This window comes from Micromonospora sp. WMMD1219, assembly GCF_049315215.1.
GTDB lineage: Bacteria > Actinomycetota > Actinomycetes > Mycobacteriales > Micromonosporaceae > Micromonospora > Micromonospora tulbaghiae.
The window spans coordinates 4,026,642-4,049,277 of sequence record NZ_CP186057.1; the positions used below are offsets into that span (position 1 = coordinate 4,026,642).

Here is a 22,636-nt window from a genome sequence, read left to right on the forward strand (position 1 = left end):
CGGGTGGCGCGGGTGGTGTGCCGGTCAGTGACGGGTAGCCGGGGGCGGGTGGTCCGCTGATCGGCGGCCCAGGAGGGCCGCTGACGGGTGGCACGGTGGGCCCACCGGTCGGCGTCGGGTGGCCGGGCGCGGGTGGTGCGCTGATCGGCGGCGGATAGGCGGGTGCGGGTCCGCCGGCCGGTGGCGGGTAGCCCACGGCCGGTGCGGCGCTGGCCGGGGCGGCGGGCGGGCCGCTGACCGGTGGCGCGCTGACGGGCGCGGCGCTGGTGGGCGCGGCGCCGGCGGGCGGCGCGCTGATGTGGGGTTCGGTGGGCAGCGGTGCTCCGCCCGGCGGAGGCGCACCGGCGTCGGTGACCGGTGCACCATCCGAGCCGCCTTCACTCGCACCGGGCGGGCTCACCGGCGGTCCGCTGACCGGGGACGTGCTCACCGGCGGTGCGCTCGCTGCGGAAGCGATCATCCCGGACGAGCCGGCCGACGGCGTGTCAGCAGGGGATTTGCTGGCCGGTGGTGCGCTGACCGGGGGGTCGGCGGCGGAGGTGGTCGCTGCGGGCCTCGTCGAAGCGTCGCGGGCTGCCTTTGCGGCGTTGCGCTCCGCCTCCTCTTCCAGCAGCGGGCCGATCTGCTGCACCTGGATCGTCGGCTTGTCCCAGCCCGGTCCACCGGGGACGGGCGGCGTGGCACCGGCGCCGGGACCGCCCGTTTCGGCGTCGGCCGCCCGGTTCGTGTCGGGACGCGGGGGAGCTGGGGCGGCCTCGGTCGTCGGGGTCGCCCGTTGGGCCGGCGCCGGTCGGGGCGCCACGGGGGCCGAGGTGGGCGCCGCTGAGGTGGCAGTGGCCGCCGCGGATTCCGGGACCGGCTGGACAACCGGGACCGGAGGCGCCGTCGAGCCCGCGGTGGTGACCGGCGGCGGGGCGGACGGGGTCGACCCCGGCGCGGGGACCGGCGGGGCGACCGGAGCGGCCGGCGGTGGTGGCAGGACACCGCGCTCCGGCGACGGGACGCGTGACGCCGGCGGGAGGACGGTCGGAGGAGGCGGTGGCAGGACTCGCGCCGCTGGGGTCCGGGAAGCCGGAGTGCCTCCGGTGGAGGGTGGCGTCTCGACGACCGGCATCGCGGGCGGCGGCGGGATGACCGGCGGAGGCGGTAGCGGGGACGCGCCGGCTGCCCCCGGCATCCGTGAGGGCGGCAGCGGCGTAGTCGCCTTGCCAGGCCTCTGCGGCGAGACGCCGACAGTGCCGGACGTCTGCGGTGGGGCGCCGGCAGTGCCGGGTGCCTGCGGGGACGGTAGCGGTCTCCCAGCGGTGCCCGGCACCGGCCGAGGCAGGACCGGAGGCATGCCGGCCACGCTCGGCGCCGGTGGTGACGGGACTGGAGGCGCGCCGGCCACGCTCGGTGGTGGCGGGACCGGACGTGCGGGGGCGGGCGGCGCGGAGACGGGCGGCGCGGAGACGGGCGCGCCATGCCCTGCGGCGGCCGAGGACGCCGGGCCCGGCATCGGAGGCACCGTCGGCCTCGCGGGCGCCGGCGCGCCCGCCGTGGTTGCCGTCGTCGGCGTTCCCGGCGTTCCCGGCGTTCCCGGTGTTCCCGGCGTTGCCGCCGGGGCTCCGGGGGGCGGCGGGGGCACGGACGTGCCGGAGGTCGCCGGGTGCGGGGGTGCGGCAACCGGGGCGCGGGGCGGCACCGGCGTCACGCCGGGAGCGACGGCCGGTCGACCGTAGGTTCCCGGCGGAAGCGAGGTGGCGCCCGAAGCCGGTGGAACCGCGGTCACGCCCTGAGCCGACGGAACCGGGGTGACACCGTGGGCCGGGGGCGCCGGGCGGACGCCGGGAGCATGCGGGGCGACCCCGGCAGCCGGCGGTGTCGCTGGTGCGGTGGGTTCGACGGGCACTACCGGGAACCGGGAGGTGGCCTCTTCCGTGATGGGCGCGAACCGGGTCGTCGCCTCTGACGCAGCCGGCGAGGGCGGCGCCCACTCATTTGCGGGTCCGCTCGGCCCGGTGCCGGCAGGGTGCTGGGGCGGGGCAGGCGGCACCGAGGGCGGAGGGACGATCGGCGCGGCCTGAGGTGGCTGCCCGGCGCGGGGCGTCTGCGGTGCCGGGCCCGGGCGGGGAGCCCACTGTGAACCGGGCGCCGGCGAATGCGCGACGGGCGCACCCGGGGCGACGGGCCGGGGCGGTGCCGGAGCGTGCGGGTGCGGCGGTGGGACAGGCCGCAGCGAGACGGTCGGCTCGGACCCTCCGTGCCCGGGGTAGCCGGAGGAGGCGGGACCGGGTTGGCCGGGCCGGACCGGGCCAGGGCCCCCCGGCGGTGCCGGATCGGCATGTCCGGGCACCGCCGGATAAGGGTGCCCGGGGCGTCCCGGAGTCGGGTAGCCGGGCGGGGGCGGAGCGGGGTGCGTTCCGGCAGCGGCGGCGGAGCCGCCGGGGGAGGGGCCATAGCTTGCGGGAGCGGCGGCGGAGCCGCCGAGGTACTGGCGGGCTGCGCGTACCGCGGGGTGGTCCGGACCGAGCACGGCGGCCCCGGCGGTCGCCACGCGGCTGTAGTTGCGGCGGGCCTCGTGCCGGTTGCCGAGTTCCTCGGACACCCCGGCGAGGTCGAAGCTGAGCGCGAGCATCAGCGGGTCGGCCTCGCCGCGGCGGCGCTCGCCGGCCGCGTAGGCCTCCTCGAGTACGCGCCGGGCGGCGGCCGGGTCGTCGGCCTCGCGGTGCAGCCGGGCCAGCAGGTGGCCGGTGGCCAGGACGTCCTGGTGGTCCTCGCCGTACGCCGGGCGGGCCGCGATGATCGCGTCGGCGAGCAGGCGGCGGGCGCTTGTCAGGTCACCTGCGGCGCGCAGCGCGAGGGCCTGGTGTTGAGTGGCGATCAACGGGGAGGGGTGGGACACGGGAGCAATGCTGCCCGGAATCGCCTGTTGCGCGCTACCCACCCGATCTATGTGGCCGCTGACCTGCGCAAACGTGCCGTGTTGGAGCTGATGTGCATGATCGTTCTGGGCCGTGTACAGTAATGCCCCGTGCGGCCCGCCAGGCCGACCGATGCGGTGAGTAGCTCACATTGGTCGACCGGGTAGGCTGGTACGTGCAGGTCCGGGTGGCGGAATGGCAGACGCGCTAGCTTGAGGTGCTAGTGCCCGTATAGGGCGTGGGGGTTCAAGTCCCCCCTCGGACACGAACCATTACCCCACGGTGCGCGTTGAGATCTACTTCAGCGCGCACCGTTTGCGTTTCCGGCTGGTAGTTCAGCCGGAGTCCGAGTTGCCGGTAGACCTCGGCTTTGTCGGCGGGGTCGGCGTCGCGGAGCACGGTGGTGATGTCGCCGAGCGCGGTCACCAGGGCCGTGATCTCTGCTCGGCTCATCCGCCGCGGGGTGGCTCCCGCGATGGCGCGTAGTTCGGCTTCCGCGCGGGTGCGTTCGGCCTGGGTTTGGGCGATCCAGCCGGTGACCACTGCTGGGTCGGCGCCGGCGTCGAGGGCGGCGCGGTAGCGCTCAAGCTTGGCGTCGCACTCGGTGATGATCGCTTGGGCTGCGGTGCCCGTTGTAGGCGGATGGTCCAGGGGTTGGGCGTCGGCCATCGCGGTGATCGTCTGCGCGATGCGGTGGGGCGCGAAGGCGGAGGCCAGCCAGGAGTCGAGCGGGTCGGTGAGCGCGTCCTCGCGCAGGTACACGTTGCGGGGATGGGGAACCTGGTTGGCGAGGGCGTACTCCTGCGGGAAGCGGCAGCGGTAGTAGGCGTCGCCGTGGTTGTACTGGCCCTGCATGCGCCGGTCGCAGGCCGTGCAGTAGATGAGGCCCCGGAAGACGTACGGGTTGCGGGTGCGCTGCCGGACGTGTTGTCCACCGGTTCCCCGGCCCCGCCGGTGCAGGATCGCTTGGGCCTCTTCGAAGGTCGCGTCGTCGATGAGTGGTTCGTGGGTGAGCTCCTTGGAGACCACCCACTTGTCGCGGGGGTTCCAGCGCATGACGCCGGTGTGGCCCATGGCCACGTCGTCGACGTCAAGCAGCACCTCGTCGGTGCGTTGCTTGTTCCAGACCTGCCGGCCGGTGTAGCGGGGGTTGGTGAGGATGACACGGACCGCGCTCTTGGACCAGGCGATTCCGCTGCGGTGGCGGTTGCGGGCGCGGTCGTGCGCTGACGGGCAGGGGACGTGATTGGCGGTGAGTCCCTCGGCGATGGCGAACAGGCCGATACCGGAGAGGAACTCGGCGAAGATCCGCCGGACGATCGGGGCGGTCTGCTCGTCGGGGATGAGGCCCTTGAGGTGTTTGCCGTCGGCGGCCTTGGCGGGGTTGGGGTGGGGTCCGAGGTCGCGCAGTGTGTAGCCATAGGGCGGGCGACCGCCGAGGTAACGGCCCTCGAGCAGGGTCTGGGCGGCCATGGCAGTGCGGACACGCAGCTTGATGCGGTTGCGTTCGCCTTTGCTCATGCCGCCGAAGACGGACATGACCAGCTCATGGGCCTCATTGTCGGGGTCGATCGGGCCGCCGATCTCGGGCACCCACAGTTCGACGCCGTAATGCGCGAACAGCGGCACCGTGAGACCGAACTGGTTGCCGTAGAAGGCGCGGTGAGGTTCACCGACCACGACGGCGGAGAACCCCCGCCGAGGATCGCGCAGCGCCGCGAGAAGAAGGCTCGCCTGGACTCGCCGCTGCCAGGGGAGGGAGCGGCTCTGGCCGACGTCGAAGTACTCCGTGACGATGCGTCCACCGTGAGGCTGGATGAGTGTGGTTGCTCGGGTGAGTTGCCAGCTTCGGGACGATTCGGGGTCTTGGTTGTCCTCGGTCGACACGCGGCCGTAAAAGGCGAAGGGTTTCGGTGGAGGGGCGTTCATCGGCTCTCCTGGTTCGAGTTGTCGGTGCGGCGGTCGTTCACGTGTCTGAGTAGCTCCAGCAGGGCGGCAGCGGCGCCGGGGTTCAACTCGGGTGGCTGCTCGGGTACTACCACGCTGGCGACGCTGGGCGGTGCGCTGCTGTCGACGGTCTCGACCGTCCATGAACGATCGTCTTCGCACGGCTGGTCAAGTCCCTCGTCGGCCGGCGCGGCCGAATCCGGCTCTTGGTGATGTTCAGACTGGTGGTCGGGCGGCAGCGTCATGCGCCTCCGTCCGGCGGTCGCCCCGGCCGGCACACGCTGCGGTGGGCGTGCGCCGTCCGCTCCTTGGCCTCCGTCAGCTCGCGGTGAGAGGGGGCGGACTGGAGGTCGAGGCCGGCATCGGCCGCAAGGATGGGCGGGATCGTGGCGCTGTAGCTCGTAGCGCTGGTGAATCGGGCCGTGGCAGATGGGTGGGTTGTCATGGGAGATGTCCTTCGGGTTGGTCGGTGCCGGTTGCTCCGGCGGGCATGAAGAAGCGGCCGGTGCCTTGAGGCACCGGCCGCTCGTTGGGCAGCGGGGGTGTGACGTCTCTGCGGTCGTCAGGTTGGTTGGTGGCGGCCGTCGAGGTCGGTGGCAAGCGCATGATGGCGCGGCTTGCTGTGCGCCCAGGCGGGCCAACCTGCTGCGAAGAGCACTCTCTTCACACCGAAGAGGTCACTGGTTCGATCCCAGTATCGCCCACCATGAATATGTGCAGGTAGAAAGCCCGTTGCTGGAGTCACCGGTAACGGGCTTTCGCGTTGTAGCCCCTTTAATTGGGAGCAGATTGGGAGCAGCGCCAACCGACTCGGGATCCTGGCCTCGGGAAACGCGGCACTCCTCCACAGCTCAGCAACATGCTCGTCGAACCCGTCAACGACGTCACGGCGGCGTGCCCGGTCGACCACGGGGGCCACTATCCAACCGGTCACCCACCATCTCCCCCAACGGCTAGCTAGCCCTGCTCAAGGCGGGCGACGCTCAGGCCCCCGTGGGCGGGTGGCGCACGCCCGACGGCGATCGGTCCCTCCGGCTGCGGGTGAAGCTTGTTCCACCGTCGCTCTGCCCGTGCCGGAGCTCGGTAAGGCGGTCAGGGTGATGCTCTACGAGCCGGTCAGCGAGGCGCTCCAGCCGCCGGTCACCCGATTTCCATGCGAGAAGAGCACGGGCCAGGCGGAGGGCGGAGCCTCCCCGGCGCACCACGCGGACGTACGTGCTCAAGACGGTCCCTCCACACGAACTCGATATTGTCGACCGCCATGCCGGGGCGCACGGTCACCTCGAACTCCAAGACCACCTCGCGGACGAAACCGACGTAGGACATCTGGTCGTTCCAGTCGAACGTCCAGGCCTTTACGTCGTGGTCGCCGAAGGTGTCGTGCTTGGACATGAACCCGTCGGGCGTGACAAGGGCTCGAACCTCCGCCGTCCCGACATGGGTGTCGCCCTCATCCGGTCAGCACGGTTCGAGACCAGCGTGTCCAGATCGAGGTCGATGTTGTGGATCGAGATCGCGTCGACCACGTCGCGTGGCAGGCGTCGAGCCGCGTCGGCAGGGTCTGACGCTAGTCCAGCTCGCACCGCCGAGATGGTCGCACCTGCTCGATACCCTCGATAAACGACGCATGGAACTCGGCCGATCCGATCGCTGACCAGAGCCGACCGCCAGGGGGATCAGTGACCCAACCTCTCTGGGAACAGCTCGACCCACTCGACTTTAACGACGGGGTCTTCTACGTGCCCGCCACGGTCGAGTTGCAGCCCAGGCTGCCCCTGTGGGGGCACCCTGGCGAGCCTGATCTGCGCGAGCGGTTGGCCAATGATCGTCCCCAAGGCGTCGCTGGCGAAAAGTTGCTCTGCCTGCTTTGTATGCGCCACCGGGCCAGGAAGGGTCTCCCCCCGGCACCGGTCTGGATGACCTTCGTGGAAGGTCGGTACGGGCCGATGTTCCGCCACGAGGATGGCCGCTCGCCGCACCCTGAGCACCAGCCCGAGACCGACACGCACAAGGCGCTCAAGGAGCGCAAAGCCCGCACCTGGCAGTCCGCCGGGGGCAGGGTGGAGGTCGAGGTGTGGCGGCCGCGAGCTCGGCGCCGGCCCGATGTCCTGGCTGTTGGTCCGGTGCTCACCGTGGCTGGCGAAGTCCAGCACTCCGTGGAACGCGAGCGGAAGATCCAGGCCCGGCAGCGGGCGCTCCGCAAGGCCGGTGACCGGGTGGTGTGGACCACCGACCGCAACGCCGAGGACATCGGGTTCCTGCATACGGTCCCGCACCTGTCGGTGCCCGCCCTTGACGACCACCGCCTGTACTTGAGTCAGAATCGGCTTGAGATCGGTGCAGGTGCCATCACGTTCGAGGAGCAGAAGTGCGGGTGGGCGGACCTCTGGACGGGCACGAGCCGCTGCCCGGTTACCCGCAAGTCCGTGCCGTGTGGCCGGTTGCACCTCTATCCGACCTTTAACCCCCACAGCTACAGCCGTAAGAAGGCCGCCACGACGGCCCTGTTTCCCTGCGGCCCGCGCCCTCACCTGGACCACCTTCTTGAGGGAATCCTGCATGGGTCGTGGCTGCCATATCGGCACCGCGACCGCGTAACTTGGGTTCCCGCGGACGCGCACGACCAGCTGGTTGCCGAACGGGGCGGGAACGTCGAGTTCGCCGAGGCCGGGAGTCTTGCCGACCGTCGTGATCGGACGGCCGAAAGAGCCTGCGAGCGTCGATTCGAAGCAACGATGGACCAGGGTAGTGCAGCCGACGTAGAGGAAACCCCTGCCTGCTGCGGCAAGCATCTGCCCCCAAATGAAGGCAAACCGATCACTCTGGCCTGTCAGCTCTGCCGGAACTCACCGACCTACTACCGGCGCGACGAACTTACCGGCGCAGGCCGCTAATCATGCATCCTCCCGCAGCTCGACGCCTCCCTGGGGCATCAGGAAGCGGACCGGTTTCAGCCGGAACGGTGGTGACGACATCCCTACATCTGTGCGCGGTGGTTGCAACGAATCCCGTCGAGTGCTTCACTGTTAACCGGTAATCTGACAATGGTTAATGGTTGGAGGGCGGATGAGGGCATCCGACGCTAGTTTGGATGGCGAGCACGAGGACGCCATGCCGTACGAGGGTCGCGGCGTGGCGGAGGACGTGCCGACGCAGCGAGAGGCAGTTGTACACGGTGAAGTTCTGCCTGCTGGTGTCGTACCGGACGAGCTGCTCGGCACTGTGATCAGCGACGAGAGATCCCCGACGTTCGAGGAGGTTCGCTTCCGGCTCAGTGCTCACGTCGCAGTAAGTCCGGGCGAGTTCGTTGCGATCGAGGCCCGCGACCGCGACGGTGATCTTGCCTCGTGGGTGCTCGGCCGCGTACTCGACGTCCACGAGATCAACCCACACGAGGACCCGCAGAGCGCGACTGTGCGTGACGTGCTGCCGTTCGAGAGCACCTACGCTGGCGAGGGCGAGTCGACGGTCATCTACCGGCTGGTGCGGTGCGAACCGGTAGAGGAGTTGCCAGTCATCGACCGGGCCATCGGTGAACCGACCGAGATCCGGACTCTTCCCCGGGCAGGGGGCGCCGTGCGCCGGCCCCGTAAGGACATGGTTACGACGGCGATGGGCTTCCCGAGTGATCCGGACGATGGGCTGCACATGGGCGCCCTGCATAGCGACGGTTCGATCCCGGTGACGGTGAGGCCGGGTGCGGTTCAGCGGCACGTGCTCATCGTGGGCGGCATCGGCAGCGGCAAGAGCTACACGCGTGGGGTGCTCGGCGAGGAGTTGCACCGCCTGGGTGTTCCCCAGGTGAACATCGACGTCAACGGCGAAATGATCCAGGCCGCGATCGAACTTGGTGGTGTCAACGTCGAGCCCGGCAAGGGCTTTACGCTCCCGCTGGGTTCGTTGACCCGGGAGGACGTGCTGGAGGCGCTGGCTGGGGTAAACCGCGGCACGAACATCGAGATCCTGGTCGGGTACACCTTCGACGTGCTTCAGCGCGAGATCGCGCAGGGACGTCGAACGGAGTTCAGCGTCGCCGACCTCGTGGCTGCGATCGCCGACCAGGCGCCAGTGCTGAAGATGGAGCAGCCTGGCACGCTGAATCCGGCGAAGGTGCGAGTGCAGGCGCTGGAGCGGAAGGAGTACATCGGCCCTCGGTTTGACTGGGTCGGGACCCTGCAGCCAGGCGCCTTCGTCAACATCGACTGCCGCGGGCAGCTCCTGGCCGACCTGCGAGTCATCACGGCGGCCGTGGCCCGCGACCTTCAGAACCTGGCCCGGTCCCGCAGAATTCCGTTCACCGTGCTGTCGATCGACGAGTTCCATCTGGTGGCGCCGGGCGACGATCGGCTGGTCTCTACCCAGGTGCTGCGTGAGATCGCGCGCATCGGTCGGCACTATCGTCTGGGGCTGGTCTTGACGACCCAGAGTCCGGCCGACGTGGACCGTTCGGTACTCAAGCGACTGCTGACCCGGTTTGTGCACACGATCGAGCCGGACCAGCTCGACTCGCTGCGTGGCATCTTCGCCGACGCGCCGGCCGAAATGATCCGGTCGCTGCCGAAGCTGCCCCAGGGCACCTGTGTGCTCACCGGCGTAGCGGAGACCGTTCGCCACGCCACCGTGCTCGACGTGCGCGGCAGGGTGACGACCCACGGAGGGGCCACCCCCGACGTATTCAGCGACCTGCGCGAGCGCGGCTGGCTCGGCAAGAGGCGGCTCTCCGATATCGTCCGCGCCGACGGTATGGATGACGGAGGCGTCAACGATGGTTGCTGAGGAGCGCAAGCTCGATGTCCATGAGCGCGAACAGGCGATCTTCAAGCGGCTGCGGCAGGTCGACGCCGCAGTAGGCTCGACCGTACGTGAGTTGCACGAGCACTTGACGGTTACAGGCGTCGAGCTGGCCACGTCCGTAGGCGTGGTACGTGACACCGTGACGGTTCAGGCTTATCACAAGCTTGTGGCCCGGCTCGTGCTTGACGGGCGGCTGATTGAGGTACCGACCGTGGCCGGGGATGCCCAGCGGTACGCGCTGGCGCCCGCGCTGCACGCCGACACGGCAATCAGCCTAGACGAGATCGATCAGCTTCTGGAAGATCTAAAGCCGACCGAGGCGATCGCTCGACTCATAGACGCGCGAGAGTACGTACACGGCGACCGCAAGGGCGTCCTGCGCAAGGCCGCCGTGGCCTTGCAAAAGGTCCCACCCCGTGATCTTGTGCGTGACGTTATCCTTGCCAAGATCGAGCTGTACAACGCCGACGTGGTTGCATGGCAGGCGCACGGCGGGGATGATGAGCCGCACCGTCGCCGACTCAAGGCCGCCCGGGCCGAGCTGGAGACCCTCTGCTATCGCTGGTTCGGGCTCAGCTGGGATGCCGTTTACGTACCACCTGCCAGTGCGGTGTCCACCAGCGGCGCGGGGGCGGTGACCGCCACCGTCAACGTCGCACACCTCGACGCCGAGCTCGCGGTGCGGGTGTTCGGTGAGTCGGTGATTTACTACGTGGACGCGTTGAATCCCTCTGCGCCGGACGACTGGTCCAATGTTGTTGTGGCCGGCAGCGACGGCAGTACCTACTCCAGCGTGATGAGCATCGACACCGCCAGGGCGTACGTCGATGACGGCGGCAGTGAGGTCGTCACCTTCAACAACTCCATCGCCTACCTCCACATGGAGGGCCTTAACCTGCAGCGGCACCCGAGCCGGGTGTACAGCGTACCGATTACCCGCAGTGCGATCGATAGCCCCACTAACGCCGGGATGGTGCTCGCGCCCTTCATGTTCCGGGACCTAACCGAGGGCGAGTACGAGCACATGGCGAAGTGCGCCACGGACGTGGTCCAGTGGCGGGCCGACGAGCGTGTCTTCGTCGGAGATGCCCCTGCCGTGGGCGGCAGCGGTCGGTTGCTACCCGCTCCCAGGGTGCACCTGCGCGACGGCACCGTGACCCTCCAAGAGCGTGAGGTGAACCACTACCAACGCAACGACGCCTACGGGAACATGGTGCGTGCAGGGGTGCAAATCTCACACCGCATCCTGACGCACATCCGTTCCCGTCGTCAGCCCCCGGTCTTCGCTGGCGCGGTGAAGGGCAGCCAGCTGCGGCTGTTCGGCACGATCCTCAACTGGTTCATCAAGAACGGCCACCCTGCCTCGGGCACGCCGCCGGTCGACCCCGGATGGGACGTGTCTCGTGGGGCATTGCTCAGTGATAACGAGGCCGTGACCACGCTGCTCGCGACCTTGATCCCAGACAACCGGGGCGACGGCTACTACTGCACGTTCGCGGTCGCGCGGCCGTTTCACGCGCTCACTGACGTGGCGCGCCTCTATGAGCACGAGGCCCCCGACTTCTGGGTCAATAAGATGCGCGAGCGCCAGCGAGATCACATGGCCAAGCCGGGGATGGACAGCTACTGGAAGACCGTCGACGTCATCGAGGACGACCCGTGGGTCCGAATGTGCGAGGAGGCCGACTACGTCCTGTTCTACATCGGACATAGCGGGGGCGAACCGCTGCCGCTCGCGCCTCGCTACGAGTTCCTGGAGTCGCTTCGCTTCCGAGCGCACCAGCCAGCAACATCCGTAGCAATGGCCTCAGAGCAGGTACATCGCAATATCGAGTTGCTCGTCGCGGCGTTGAAGCACACCAAACTGAGCATCGATCGAGACCACAACTTCCTGACCGGTAAGCGCCTCGTCAAGATGGTGCCGTCCGTCGTCTACCGGGCTCATGAGCTGTGCAAGGCGCTCGGCAGGCGGCTGGAATCGGAACTGAAGTCCCATATCGTCGCCGAACTTCACCGCCTCGGCCTGGCCCGACGAGCCAGCGATGACGCCGTCAGCCTTCGCCCGCTAAACGCGCGACGTTACCTTGAGCGCCAGGCCCGGATGCGCGACGAGAGCGCTAGGGAGATTGAGGCGGGCAGCGGGGAGAGCCCGCATTGAAACATCGGAGCGGTGGCCATGCGGTCAGTCCGCGAGCACCGCGTCGAGTTGGTTGCTGACGTGCCTGGCGATGACCTCCGCCCATAGGGGAGGGAAGGCGTTGCCCACCACCCGCTCCTGCCAGCTAGGATGGTCGATGAATACGACGTCGTCACCGAACCCCTGCAGCCGGGCCGCCTCTCGCACGGTGAGACTACGGTGCAGACGGTAGTGCAGAAAACGGCCGCAGCCGGGGTTGTGAAAATTGGTGGTGATGGTCCGAGCCAGGCCCCGACGGTGCAGTCGAGCGTATGCTTGGGAGTAGTACCTGCGGTTATTGGTTGCCTCTGCAGGCGGTCGGCGTCCCTCACGTACCAAAGCCATCCGCGCGACGAAGTCCGATCCATGTCTCCACGGGTGGTGATTCGTCGGTGCGGCGACGCCCTTGGCCAGCGCCTTGGCATAGGGGGAGCAGCGGCCACGGAACTCGGGCTCGAGGTCGCCGATCGCCTCGCCCACAGTGACGAAGTTCTTCAAACCGGCAAGGTCAGTCGGGTAGTGAGCGCGCATGCTGTACTGCTTATGGTCGCGCGCGCCGATGCGCGGTGCCGACCCGAGCAGGGCGTCCAAGGACGCTGCCTCCGGCTTGACGAACCGCTCCGCCCGGTAGTCCCACAGGCGGCGGTCCCCGCCGTGAGTCGGCGGCGGCGGAGAGGGCTGCACCCCGGTATCGATGTGATAGCCGATAACGATCGTGCGCTGGCGCGACTGCGGCAAACCGTACGACGCCGCGTTGAGCACGCCATGCCAGGTGCGGTAATCCGGCGCGAGTGCCTCCAGCGCCGCGGCCAACTCCACGCGGTCGGCCACGCTCGGCACGTTCTCCATGACGAAGAACAGCGGCCTGATGTCCGAAACCAGCCGGAAGAACTCACCGAGCAAGAGGTTACGAGGATCGCCAGTCGCTCGGGGGCCCGCTGCCGACCAACCTTGACACGGGGGACAGCCCAAGAGGCCGGCGATACGTCGACCGTCCGCCGCGTCCCGAATCAAGTCTCCGCTGATGTCACGTACATCGCACAAGTCATAGCGTACATTGTTGCCGTAATTGAACCTGTACGTCCGCCGCGCGTACTCATCGATGTCGTTGAGGTAGGCCACATCGAAGCTGCCCGCGCGTGCGAATCCCTGAGCCACCGAACCCACACCCGCGAAGACCTCGGCGACTGCCCAGTTTCCGCGCCTCCCCGCGAGCCGAGCCTGCGAGGAGGCGGCACTTTTCGACATCGACTGCCCTTCGCCTAACGATCAACGTAGGCAGCATGCTACCGCGATTTATATAATACCTTCCAGCACCGACCGGTGAGATGCCCGACGTGAGGGAACAGCGGTGAAGAGGGGCAGACGCAAGACCAGCATGGAGTGGCCCGTCGCCGTCGACGAGCGGTTGCGCCTTCTGGTGGCCTTAGCGGAAGAGGTTCCAGGGATCGGTGTGACCAGCGCATCTGAGCTGTTAGCGATGTTCATCTGTGAACAAGGCCTCGACGGGCCGCTACTTGCCGCCCGCGTGGCGCGGTACCGGCAGACAGATCAGGCCGACATCGCCGCGGACACTCGCCAGCACGCTGCGCTAATCGCCGAGCCGCGCCGCGGACGCCCTCGTAGTGCAAGCCAGCCCGACAACCCTCCGCGAGGACGATGACTTGGTCAAGACCCGGCGGCGCTGGTATGAGATGGACTGTCAATCAAGGGCCGCCCCGATCCGTCAGTCCACGTCGGGGTTGGAGCGGGCGGTCAACGCCGAAGGCTTCTGGGCGACGCCAAGCGACTCGCCCTCCGCGTCGTCCGGGTCGGCGTGCGGTCCGACGGCGAGGCCGTAATCAGGACGCGCGACGCCGCCTGCGAACATCTACGCCGGTTTCCTCGCCGAGACCACCAGCCGCCTGCACCTCGCCGGCGAGGCGCTCACGTCATGGCGCCCACCAAAGCCACCCGCGGCAGCAAGGTCAGCGTCGCGTAAGCGCGAGGCGTAGTGTTCGGGAGCACCTCGACCTGCTGGTGCTGCGCCTCCAGCTCGGCTAGGAAAGGCGGCCGAGCAGGCCGTCGACGAAATCGGGACCCTTGGCGATCTTGTCGGGCGAGTTCCCGGTACGGCGCTCGTGGGCGGCGAACTCCTCGCGCACGAGCGCCAAGGCCGCAGGCAGATCCGCGTCTGCCAATGGGGTGTCGGCCGTCGCGAGGCGGCTGAGCTGCTTCGGCGACCGCACCGGCTGCCCCACGAGCTTTGCCGTTGCCACCATGGCCAGGTGGAAGCGGTAGTTGTTCCGCTCCGGCAGGCTGACTCCGGCGGCCTCCGATGCCAGGAACGCGTCGATCTCTTTCTGAGCCCGGGCGACCCAGAGATAGATCTCCACGGGAATCTCTTTGGAGAAGATTCGCCGGTACTCTTCGTCGCGCTTGAGAAGACTGGAAGGCCGGGCTCGGGAGTTGTCGGGGCGGCTGAGCCCCATCGCCATGACAGCCTGCGCGAGCAGCGAGATGCTCACGATCCGTTCCGCGCTGCGCCCGCTGTTGCGGTAGAAGTTCTTCCGCCGGTCGTAGTACCAGTCGTGCCCGAGGAAGTACGCCTCGATGTCGCGTTGAATATCGTCGGTGGCGCGCAACGACGCGGCGGGCACCGACGTCTGCCGGTTGGTCGCGCGGATGACGAGATCCCGGGTGGCTAGGTCGTCTCCCGTCACCAGGATGCGGACGAGCACCGAGCGGTCGAACGCTGGATGGTCCGTCGGGGCCGTTCGCAGGAAGTTGAAGATGGTGTGCGAGGATTGCAGGCCGTTGACCACCTGCACGTCGTCGAGGGAATAGGTCTTGCTGACCGCGGTGGCCTTGGAGCAGACGATGGTGACGCCGTTGTTGAGCCACCAGAACTCGGGGCCCTCGGGGTCTTCCAAGGATCCCCGGATCTCCCGGTTCACCTCGACGTCCCCCTGGTAGTCGCGGACGTTCCAGTCGAAGATGTGCCGTCGGAGCCGGTTGTCCTCGTCGGTCAGGAAGGTCATGTAGTCGCGCAGCTTGACCAGGGCGACGTGGCTGTTGCCGCTGGTCGCGTTCTCCTGATAGGTCAGCTCGGTCGTATATGAGGGGACAGCGTTCGCGCGTCGCCACAGCTCGGCAGCCCCGAGGAACTCGACGTGGCCATTGGCGCCCGAGATCACGCCAGCGAGCTGAGCTTCTAGGTCCCGCGCCTTGATCGCGACCTTGGTGTTGATCGAATTCGGGCCGGTGGCGCGGCCGCGGGTCGCATACACGAAGTGGATCTCGACCTGGGGGTGCCGCGTGGCCAGCACGCGTAGAGCCTTTCGGAAGAATCCCGTCCGCGAGACGGTGCCCAGCGAGTAGAGCTTCAGAAGGTCGTCCTCGTCTTCCGAGAGGCTCAGCAGTCGCGCCAGCGCGCTCGCCGCCTTGTCGATGGCCGTCTCGGTGAACGACGTCTCCCGCTTGGCCTGCACCAACCAGAGCTCGAGTTTGACGCCGCGCTGCACCTTTACCGCAGAAAATCCGTCCTGCAGCACATCGCTGTCCTCGGAGAGGAGCACACCATCGACGAACACGTAGATCGCGTCGATGGCTCCGTCGTTGCTGCCTCCAATGACACCATCGGCCACCTCCTCCGAGGACAGTTGCCGCTCCGTAAGCGCCTGTTCGGCGGCGAAGAGCTCGAAGGCCTCGTCTTCGCGGATCGGGACGGGCCGCTCGGCCTGCCGCTGGACCAGGATTTGATCGAGCAATACCTGTTCGTTGTCGGCCACCCACGAAGTGTAGGTGAACTGCTCCCGCACTCTGCGACCTCGCGCACCACCTTGCAGAGTGGCTTCTCGTGCATGGCGCCCGGCGCTGGAGGCGGCTTGGGGGACCCAACGACGCCCGACAGCATCTGCGTGAGGTGGTGGCCGCCGCGCCCGGGTTACACGACCACCGTTCTGCCCTTACGCTCTCAACTCGCAGTAGCTTGCCGGCTTCCCCGGACACCTAGCGCGTCCTTTTGCTGGGGGCGAGGGGGACCAGGGTGTCGTGCAGCCCTTGGCGAATGCTTACCCGGCGCCGCCGCCCGTTCGTCGGTCCCAGTTACCGGTCGCGAGTTCGGCGTCAAGGTGGTGCAAGGCGCCCCACGTGCGCAGCAGCCAGAGGTCCTTGTCGAGTTCGGGCTCCGTGCTGGTGGCCGGCGGCTGTGCTGGTCGTGCCGGGGCGGGCTGGTCTCGCTGCAACTCCTCGACTGCGATGGCTTCGAGGAGGCTCCCTAGCGCGCGGGTGTACGCCTCGTAGACGGCATCTCCGATGCTGGTCAGGCCGGCCTGGCGTCGCCAGTCGCGGCTGATCGGTTACATCGTGAGGAGCACGCTCACGGACGCTGTGCGGTCCTGGCCGGGGTGAAGCCTCGGCGCGGACCGGGTAGCGAACTCGTCGACAGCGTGTGCGGCGTTCGTGCGCAGCGTGTCGTCGTCGCCGAGGAAGTCGAGGTTTGCCATGGATAGCCGAAGGTTGGCTCTGTCTCCGAACATCAGTCCCAGCCCCGCGAGATGGCCAACGCATACAGTGATTTGCCCGTTACGGCGCAGGGACACCGTACGGGAAACGCGAGAGCCCATGGGGGAGGGTGCTCGGCTCCCTGCGGCAGTCTGCCGCGGAGGCCGAGGATCCGCCGCGCGTGGAGCTCCTGCTGACCGCAGGGTGGCTGTGTGTGCTGGCGGCGACGGCGGTAGACGGAGGTAGTGGCGGTGGATGCCCGTTTGCGGTGGAGGCTGGCCGTCCCGCTGATCGGTCTGAGCCTGCTGATGGTTGTCCCTGCCATCGCCGGAGCCTGGGTGTTCTGGTTCGAGTTCGGGAACACGTCTCGGGGGCTGAGCGTCGCCGTGTGTGTGCTGTTGCTGGCTCAGTTGGGGCTGGCGGCATCGATCGGTGTCCGGCCGGTACGGGATGTGCCCTGGCTGCGGATCGCGTTGATCGTGCTCGCGTTCGTGCTGGCGTGCGGAGTCGCCGCGGTCCGCAGATCCCTTTGACCGATTACACAAGGGTGGGCTGCGGCGTGAGACGGGATAGAACTTGGGTGCGGGTGCCGTTCTGCCGCTTCTGTTCGTGACGGTTCTTCGCGCGGGCGTGGAGGGGCTGTTGCTGGTTATGCGGGCTGGCCGTTGCTGGTCCAGGTGATCGCGATGGTGGTGTGTGGGCGGGGGATCAGGAGCTGCAGGTGGTTGGTGGGGCTGGGTGCGGTGCCGGTGGGGTAGACGGCGATGTGCGGGCCGGGTTGGTGTCGGTGGTGGCGGTCCCAGGCGGCGATGAGGTCGAGCATGTGGCCGGTGAGTGTGGTGGCGTGGGGTCCGTAGCCGTGGGCGCCGAACTGCCAGGTGGTGTTGTCGAGTTGGCGGGTGGCGAGGTAGGCGATGCTGTCGGCGGTGAGCAGGGCCGGGCAGGCCACCCAGTTCTGCGGTGCCAGGTCGGCGGCGCGCTGCCGGTCGACGGCGAGCAGGCCGTGAGGGTGGGGTTGGCTGGCCAGCCATAGTTGCAGGGTGTCGAACGGGGTCGCCGGTGGGGTGGTGACTGGTGACCAGGCGTCGTGCCGCGGTCCGTCGAGGGCGGCGGGTAGCGCGCGGAGATCCAGGGCCTCGGTGACAGGGTCGTCGATGAATACGGTGACGTCGTCGCCGCGTAGGTGGTGTGGTGTGACGGGGTGAGGCAGCGGGTGTGGCCTCGCATCCGGAGCGGTGCGACGAGGACGCCGTCGGGGGCGAGCTGGTCGGTCCAGGCGGGTGGGATGTCGCTGGTTTCGACGGTGACGATGATGGCGTCGTACGGGGCGGCCGCTGCCCATCCTTTGTCGGCGTCGGCGTGCACCGCCGCAACGTGCGGGTAGCCGGCGGTGTCGAGGGCGGTGCGGGCGTGGGCGATGACGGCGGGGTCGATGTCGATGCTGGTGACCGTGCCGTGTGGGCCGACGACCTCGGCGATGAGCGCGGCGTTGTAGCCGCCGGATCCGACCTCTAGCACGCGTGGGCCGGGTTGAAGGTGGGCGGCGTGCAGCATGGCGGCTTGTAGCCACGGCGCGGAGATCGAACTGGTCGCCTTGCCGTCCGGGCCGCGGCGGGTGACCACCACGTCGTCTGCGTACGCGGCCTCGACACTGACTCCCGAGGGCGTGAACAGGTGGCGGGGGACCCGTCTGAAGGCCGCTTCCACGGCCGGTGAGGTGATCGCACCGTCGGCGAGCAGCTTGTCGACCAGTCGAGCGCGAGCCGTCTCCGTGAGCTCGGTGTCGAGCGGATCGGCCATCGTTGGCTCCCTGCGGTTCGGGCGCTCAGCGCGCGAGTTCATTCCTGACCTGGTCGGGCCGAGATCCTGGGGCTTGGGGTGACCTTGTCCAGCCTGCGGGTTGTCAAGACTGCCGGGCCCTCGGCTGCGGCTCACGGCCTTGAGCTATGCGCCCGTGGGCCCGGTGGATCGCCCAGTCGCCGGTCCATTGGGCGAGGTCGTGTACCCAGCGCTCGGTGTTGTGTCGGGCCTTGGTCGCCCACTTCGCGGCGTTGGCCGAGGCGAAATGGTTGAGCACGTCAGCGCTTGTGGCGGTCCAGGCCGGGAATTGCCCGAGCCAGTCTTCGGCTTGGTCGGCGGTGTGGCCGCTGCCGATCAGCCATTGGACGAGTAATGCCAGTTCGACCCAGGCAGATGCCTTGGTGGCCCAGGCCCAGTCGACGATGCGCAGGCCGTGCGAGGTGACGATCAGGTTGGTCGGGTTAAGGTCGGAGTGCACGAGTGTCCCGCCGTCCATCGCCGGGTGCGCGAACCCGAGCCGGTCGGCCGGGGTGAACCACCGATCGCCCGGTGCCGGCGTCTGCTGAAGGTCTTTCAGGGCGGCGGTGAGCAGGTCGAGATCCGGGCTGCCGGGGGACAGGTCGGGGTGGAGACCGGCGAGATGCTCGGTCCCCACCACCAGCCAGCCATCGGCCTCGAAGTGCCACCGCAGCGCCGGCGGGTACCGGTCGACGGTCTGGGTGACGGCCAGCTCGTAGCGCAGCGACCGGACGCCCCATTCGCCGCAGGCCGCTTTGACGAAGACCGGTCCGGACGGGCCGGTGACGGTCGAGGCGATCTCGGCGTGGTTGCCGTCGGCTGCCGGGGATGCCTCGAACGCTCCACCGACCTGTTCGGTGATCCTGGTGATCACGCTGCGGGGCAGGGCCGTCCAGTCGCTGCGCATCAGGTTCTCCTGCTACCGGCCGGGCTGCGGCGGGTTCGGCGGACAGCAGGACTCGGCCTCACCGCCCCAGAATTCCATGTCGATCTGGTAGCCGGTGTCGTGCAACGCCGCAAGGGTGTAGGTGATCGCGGTGCCGTCTCGCATGGCTTCGGTCAGGATCGGCCGGTGGTGCACGTAGTGGCCGGCGATCTGGTGGCAGGCGGCGGTGTAGGGCTCGCTGATCTGCAGTAGGGCGTGCCAGACGGCGTCGACCGGTCGGGTGGGCACGACCCGGTAGGACTCGCCGGTCGGCAGGAGCATCCCGAAGTCGGGCTTGCCGGCCTGGTCGGCGTGGGCCTTCAGGAAGACCAGGAATTGCCCGACCGCACGCTCGGCGTAGGTGTGGCTCACCTCCTGCCGGGCGGCGAAGTAGCGGGTCAGCTTGTCGAACACCTCAGCCGACACGAGCGTGCGCGGGTCCTGTGCGACGGTCGTGACGAGTTTGTCTGCGGTGATGCTCAAGGTTCCTCCTTGATCGCGAACGGGGATGAGCGCGTATCACGTCGCCGTCGGGGCGGTGATGCGAGCGTTTGTCGTGCGGTGATGTAGAGGGGACGTCGCGGCCAGGCCGTCGCGGAGGTCCTCTCACCAGCGGCAGGCTGCGGTGTTTGCTCACTGCTGCTTCAGGATTGATCTGCGGAATGGGCCCCAGGCCACGAAGCGGTCGAACATCTCCTGCGGGCTCGGTCCGTCGTGGGGGTTGAGGTGGAACAGGTCACGCATCGCCTCGAACATCAACCCGCTGAGGTAGATCGAGAGCGCAGAGAGAGCCGATTCGTACTCCACTTTCAACAGCAGCCGGGCCTGCGGGCACGGCCACGCTTGACCGCATGCCCGGCATGCCCACGTCGGCCGCAGCGGGGTGTGAGGAGGCGTTGTCTCCGTGCGGTAGCGCGGCCGATCTGGCGTCGGGCCGGCGCCCGGCGTCTGCAACTGCGACGACATCACCGACAGCTCCTGGGTGCTCGCACCTGCCACTCCTGGCAGGGTTGCTCGCTCGGGCCCGTTCGACGGCCAGAGCCGGCCCACGTTCGTAGATCCATGAGGAAGTACCTCTTTCCTTCGCCGCAGTCGGTTGGCGGTGGCGATGATTCGGTTGCCTGGTGCTGCAGTGGCTACGCGTCGCAGCTCGGGTGACCCCTGCTGCTGACCGCGCCTGCGATGTTGGAGGTTGGTGGCCGGCCGGTCAGGGTCCGACGGGGCGCCGGCGTGGGTGGTGTGGCCGCGTTCGGGGATGGGGACGTACGAGAACAGGCCGGCCCGGCGGCCGGTCAGCCGTTCGTGCGCGGCGAGGACCTCGCCGCTTTGCGGGTCGTCCAGGAGCTGCGAGGTGGATCCGTCGGCGGTGACGGCGAACGTCAGGCCGGTGCTCTGGCCGCGGTAGGTGATGCCGGGGATGTCGGCGAGGACGCGCAGGCTCGTCGCCCATGGGGCCTGGTTGAGGTATTGGCTGCTCACGAGCGCGACGACACCGCTGATGAGCAGCCGGGGATAGGCGAGGTCGGTGGCCAGTTCTCGGGGCGCTACCGCGCCGGCCAGCACGTCCGCGTTTCTCAGGAGTGCTTCGGGCAGGTATGGGTGCAGGCCGCCGGGCAGGTGCTCGTTCGTTTTCTTCGGCGCCTCGCCGGGTGTGGTGTCGATGGGGTCGGCGAGGGCGGTGAGCCGCTGCCACGGGGTCATTCCTGGCCCGGTGGCGCTGGGGTGCGTGGTGGCGGATCGGCTGGCGGTGGCCGCTGACGTGGTCGACGCGGGCGTCGGATGGCCGGGGGAGCTGGGGGAGCAGTCGGCGAGCAGGACGCTGCCGACCAGGTTCACCGCCAGGCGGGTGGGGACCGTCGAGCGGAGCATCACGGTGTCGGGGGTTCCTTCCTCGTGGTTAGCGGTAGGTGGCGGTGGCGAGGTCGCCGACGGCGGCGTCGACGGCGGTAGTGATGTCGCGGACGGGCCGGTGGTGTTGGTCGGCGATGGCGCGCAGCTGGTTGGCGACGGTGGTGGTGTCGTCGTGGAGATAGAGGTGGCCGGTGAGGTTGAGGGCGACGACGAGTCCGGCGAGGGCGGCGGTGTGGTTGTCGGGTTGTTCGCGGCCGTCGGCGAGGTAGCGCAGGCGGGCGCGGGCGATGACGGGCCACCGGTTGTGGGTGGGTAGGTAGGTGTCGGCGCGGATTAGTCCGCCGAGTCGGCGGTGGCTGGTGTGGCGGAGGATTCCTGCGGCGTGCAGGCCGGCGCGGGTGCGTTCGTAGAGGTCGTCGGCGAAGCCGCGTAGCCAGTGGCGCAGCGGTGGGGCGGGCCGGGTGTGGCGCAGGCTGGTGAGGGCGGCGTCGGTGATGAGGTCGCCGACGGGCCGGTCGGTGTGCAGCCGAACCCGCTGCTCCCCGACCGGATGGCCGCTGCCGTCGAGGGTGGTGCGGCCGGTGAGGACGAGGTCGATGAGGACGGCGCCGGCGAGACCGAGGGCCAGGGCTTGGCGGTGGATGTGGGGTTGGCCGGTGTCGTCGTTGTGGGCGAGCAGGTACAGCTCATCGCGCAGCGGCAGACCGGGCACCGAAGCGGTCATGGCCGCCCCTGGATGAGGCTGCGGAGCCGGGCGTGGGCGTCTGCGTAGGCGGGCTGCGGCTGGGGGAGGTGGGCCTTGTCGATGGCGGCCAGGATCGTGTAGTTGGGGTCGCAGACGTTGCCGATCGGCGCCCGGCCGGCTTGGGAGATGAGCTGGTAGGCGTCGAGGGTGTCCAGCCCGCACAGGTCGGCGGTCCAGGTGGTGAGGTCCTGGTGGGCGATGCGGTAGGCGTCCTCGAGTGGTCGGGCGCAGCCGACGGACATGATCGCGGCGTCGGTTTCCAGCCGCGGCCATGCGGTGGGAAGGCCGCCCTTGATGACCTCGACGGCGAGGGTGGTGACGGTGGCGATCTCCACCGCGACCCCGCACGCTTCACCGTCGCCTTGGCGGGCGTGTCCGTCACCGAGGGCGAGGAGCGCGCCGTGGACGTTGACGCCGAGGTAGAGGGTGGTGCCGGGGCGCAGTTGCGGGGTGTCGAGGTTCCCGCCGTAGTAGTCCGGGACGATCGTGGCGCGGGTTTCCATCGCGGCGGGGGCGACGCCGATCGTGCCGATCATTGGATCCAGCGGCAGCTCAACGCTGTGGTCGCTGGTGGTCGCGCGGTACCGCACGGTTCCGGCGGTGGGGTCGATGTCGTAGACCCAGACGCGTTCGTCGAGGGGTGGTTGGAGGGTAGCGGTGTGCGGGGTGGAGGTCAGCGCCCCGAAGTACGGGAACGTCGCGGATACTCCCCAGTCGTGGGCCGGGACGATCGAGGCGATGTGGACGGCGAGGGTGTCGCCGGGTTCGGCGTCCTCGACGAAGAACGGCCCCGACACCGGATTCAGATACGGCATCGCACACACCTGCGACGGCAGATCCGCCAGCCCTCGCACCCGTCCGCCGAAGCAGTCCTCGGTGTGCACGGTGAACACGTCACCGGAGCGCACATGCGCTACCGGGATCCGCCCGCCGAAGGTGTAGGCCAACTCGTCACGCGCCGGCCGATACGTGAAGTGACTTCCGGAAGACAT

Annotated in this window: 16 protein-coding genes, 1 tRNA gene and 2 pseudogenes; 5 read left to right on the top strand and 14 right to left on the bottom strand. The window is 68.8% G+C overall.

All coding sequences use genetic code 11. The features are described 5' to 3' along the window. Positions 1-2,710: 2,710 nt before the first annotated feature. Positions 2,711-2,926, bottom strand: a pseudogene (locus ACN27C_RS19290) (hypothetical protein); the annotation flags it as partial. Positions 2,927-3,084: 158 nt separating this feature from the next. Here ACN27C_RS19290 and ACN27C_RS19295 point away from each other — a divergent pair. Then, positions 3,085-3,168: transfer RNA gene (locus ACN27C_RS19295), tRNA-Leu, on the top strand. Here ACN27C_RS19295 and ACN27C_RS19300 read toward each other — a convergent pair. The 3 genes from ACN27C_RS19300 to ACN27C_RS19310 form a co-directional block, all read right to left on the bottom strand. Continuing rightward, positions 3,150-4,832: a recombinase family protein gene (locus tag ACN27C_RS19300; RefSeq protein ID WP_422747184.1), complete on the bottom strand. Its 1,683-nt coding sequence runs from the start codon at positions 4,830-4,832 to the stop codon at positions 3,150-3,152. The two genes, ACN27C_RS19295 and ACN27C_RS19300, sit on opposite strands and share 19 nt — an antisense overlap. Beyond that, entirely contained in the window at positions 4,829-5,095 is a 267-nt protein-coding gene (locus ACN27C_RS19305) for a hypothetical protein (RefSeq protein ID WP_422747186.1), read from the bottom strand. The genes ACN27C_RS19300 and ACN27C_RS19305 overlap by 4 nt, the downstream gene beginning before the upstream one ends. Positions 5,096-5,990: 895 nt before the next feature. Then, the gene (locus ACN27C_RS19310; RefSeq protein WP_422747188.1) at positions 5,991-6,242 is read right to left on the bottom strand and encodes a hypothetical protein; all 252 of its coding nucleotides are present in this window, start codon (positions 6,240-6,242) and stop codon (positions 5,991-5,993) included. 287 nt (positions 6,243-6,529) lie between these two features. Between ACN27C_RS19310 and ACN27C_RS19315 the strand changes: the two genes are divergently transcribed. From ACN27C_RS19315 to ACN27C_RS19325, 3 genes are all read left to right on the top strand, one after another. After that, positions 6,530-7,744 carry a hypothetical protein gene (locus ACN27C_RS19315; protein WP_422747191.1) on the top strand — a complete coding sequence of 405 codons (1,215 nt, stop codon included), beginning with the start codon at positions 6,530-6,532 and terminating at the stop codon, positions 7,742-7,744. 238 nt (positions 7,745-7,982) lie between these two features. Then, the gene (locus ACN27C_RS19320) at positions 7,983-9,626 is read left to right on the top strand and encodes an ATP-binding protein (RefSeq protein WP_422747193.1); all 1,644 of its coding nucleotides are present in this window, start codon (positions 7,983-7,985) and stop codon (positions 9,624-9,626) included. Further along, the gene (locus ACN27C_RS19325; protein ID WP_422747195.1) at positions 9,616-11,802 is read left to right on the top strand and encodes a hypothetical protein; all 2,187 of its coding nucleotides are present in this window, start codon (positions 9,616-9,618) and stop codon (positions 11,800-11,802) included. The genes ACN27C_RS19320 and ACN27C_RS19325 overlap by 11 nt, the downstream gene beginning before the upstream one ends. A gap of 24 nt (positions 11,803-11,826) precedes the next feature. On the opposite strand, the gene ACN27C_RS19330 is transcribed toward ACN27C_RS19325, so the two are convergent. From ACN27C_RS19330 to ACN27C_RS19340, 3 genes are all read right to left on the bottom strand, one after another. After that, on the bottom strand, positions 11,827-13,068 hold the full coding sequence (locus ACN27C_RS19330) for a DNA cytosine methyltransferase (RefSeq protein WP_422747197.1): 1,242 nt from the start codon (positions 13,066-13,068) through the stop codon (positions 11,827-11,829). Positions 13,069-13,546: 478 nt separating this feature from the next. Continuing rightward, positions 13,547-13,690 (bottom strand): hypothetical protein, encoded by a 144-nt coding sequence (locus tag ACN27C_RS19335; protein ID WP_422747199.1) that lies wholly within the window; start codon positions 13,688-13,690, stop codon positions 13,547-13,549. Positions 13,691-13,859: 169 nt separating this feature from the next. Then, positions 13,860-15,590 (bottom strand): AIPR family protein, encoded by a 1,731-nt coding sequence (locus ACN27C_RS19340; RefSeq protein WP_422747201.1) that lies wholly within the window; start codon positions 15,588-15,590, stop codon positions 13,860-13,862. 966 nt (positions 15,591-16,556) lie between these two features. Here ACN27C_RS19340 and ACN27C_RS19345 point away from each other — a divergent pair. After that, positions 16,557-16,838: a hypothetical protein gene (locus ACN27C_RS19345; protein WP_422747203.1), complete on the top strand. Its 282-nt coding sequence runs from the start codon at positions 16,557-16,559 to the stop codon at positions 16,836-16,838. 116 nt (positions 16,839-16,954) lie between these two features. Here the strand turns inward: ACN27C_RS19345 and ACN27C_RS19350 are convergent, their stop codons facing one another. The 7 genes and pseudogenes from ACN27C_RS19350 to ACN27C_RS19380 form a co-directional block, all read right to left on the bottom strand. Continuing rightward, positions 16,955-17,254: a hypothetical protein gene (locus ACN27C_RS19350; protein WP_422751711.1), complete on the bottom strand. Its 300-nt coding sequence runs from the start codon at positions 17,252-17,254 to the stop codon at positions 16,955-16,957. Positions 17,255-17,583: 329 nt separating this feature from the next. Continuing rightward, positions 17,584-18,147, bottom strand: a pseudogene (locus ACN27C_RS19355) (methyltransferase domain-containing protein); the annotation flags it as partial. Positions 18,148-18,208: 61 nt separating this feature from the next. Further along, entirely contained in the window at positions 18,209-19,030 is an 822-nt protein-coding gene (locus ACN27C_RS19360; protein ID WP_422747205.1) for a phosphotransferase family protein, read from the bottom strand. Between the two features lie 12 nt (positions 19,031-19,042). After that, positions 19,043-19,531: a hypothetical protein gene (locus tag ACN27C_RS19365; protein ID WP_422747207.1), complete on the bottom strand. Its 489-nt coding sequence runs from the start codon at positions 19,529-19,531 to the stop codon at positions 19,043-19,045. 150 nt (positions 19,532-19,681) lie between these two features. Then, positions 19,682-20,014 (bottom strand): hypothetical protein, encoded by a 333-nt coding sequence (locus ACN27C_RS19370; RefSeq protein WP_030501719.1) that lies wholly within the window; start codon positions 20,012-20,014, stop codon positions 19,682-19,684. Between the two features lie 931 nt (positions 20,015-20,945). Continuing rightward, positions 20,946-21,623 carry a GOLPH3/VPS74 family protein gene (locus tag ACN27C_RS19375; RefSeq protein ID WP_422747209.1) on the bottom strand — a complete coding sequence of 226 codons (678 nt, stop codon included), beginning with the start codon at positions 21,621-21,623 and terminating at the stop codon, positions 20,946-20,948. Then, a complete protein-coding gene (locus tag ACN27C_RS19380; RefSeq protein WP_422747211.1) occupies positions 21,620-22,636 on the bottom strand; it encodes an acetamidase/formamidase family protein in 1,017 nt (338 codons plus the stop codon). Before ACN27C_RS19380 ends, ACN27C_RS19375 begins: the two co-directional genes overlap by 4 nt.

Coding starts and splice junctions, on each gene's coding strand:
- ACN27C_RS19305 (WP_422747186.1), bottom strand. CDS start 5,095: ATGACGCTGCCGCCCGACCACCAGTCTGAACATCACCAAGAGCCGGAT.
- ACN27C_RS19300 (WP_422747184.1), bottom strand. CDS start 4,832: ATGAACGCCCCTCCACCGAAACCCTTCGCCTTTTACGGCCGCGTGTCG.
- ACN27C_RS19335 (WP_422747199.1), bottom strand. CDS start 13,690: ATGTTCGCAGGCGGCGTCGCGCGTCCTGATTACGGCCTCGCCGTCGGA.
- ACN27C_RS19370 (WP_030501719.1), bottom strand. CDS start 20,014: ATGTCGTCGCAGTTGCAGACGCCGGGCGCCGGCCCGACGCCAGATCGG.
- ACN27C_RS19325 (WP_422747195.1), top strand. CDS start 9,616: ATGGTTGCTGAGGAGCGCAAGCTCGATGTCCATGAGCGCGAACAGGCG.
- ACN27C_RS19380 (WP_422747211.1), bottom strand. CDS start 22,636: ATGTCTTCCGGAAGTCACTTCACGTATCGGCCGGCGCGTGACGAGTTG.
- ACN27C_RS19310 (WP_422747188.1), bottom strand. CDS start 6,242: ATGTCCAAGCACGACACCTTCGGCGACCACGACGTAAAGGCCTGGACG.
- ACN27C_RS19375 (WP_422747209.1), bottom strand. CDS start 21,623: ATGACCGCTTCGGTGCCCGGTCTGCCGCTGCGCGATGAGCTGTACCTG.
- ACN27C_RS19330 (WP_422747197.1), bottom strand. CDS start 13,068: ATGTCGAAAAGTGCCGCCTCCTCGCAGGCTCGGCTCGCGGGGAGGCGC.
- ACN27C_RS19360 (WP_422747205.1), bottom strand. CDS start 19,030: ATGCGCAGCGACTGGACGGCCCTGCCCCGCAGCGTGATCACCAGGATC.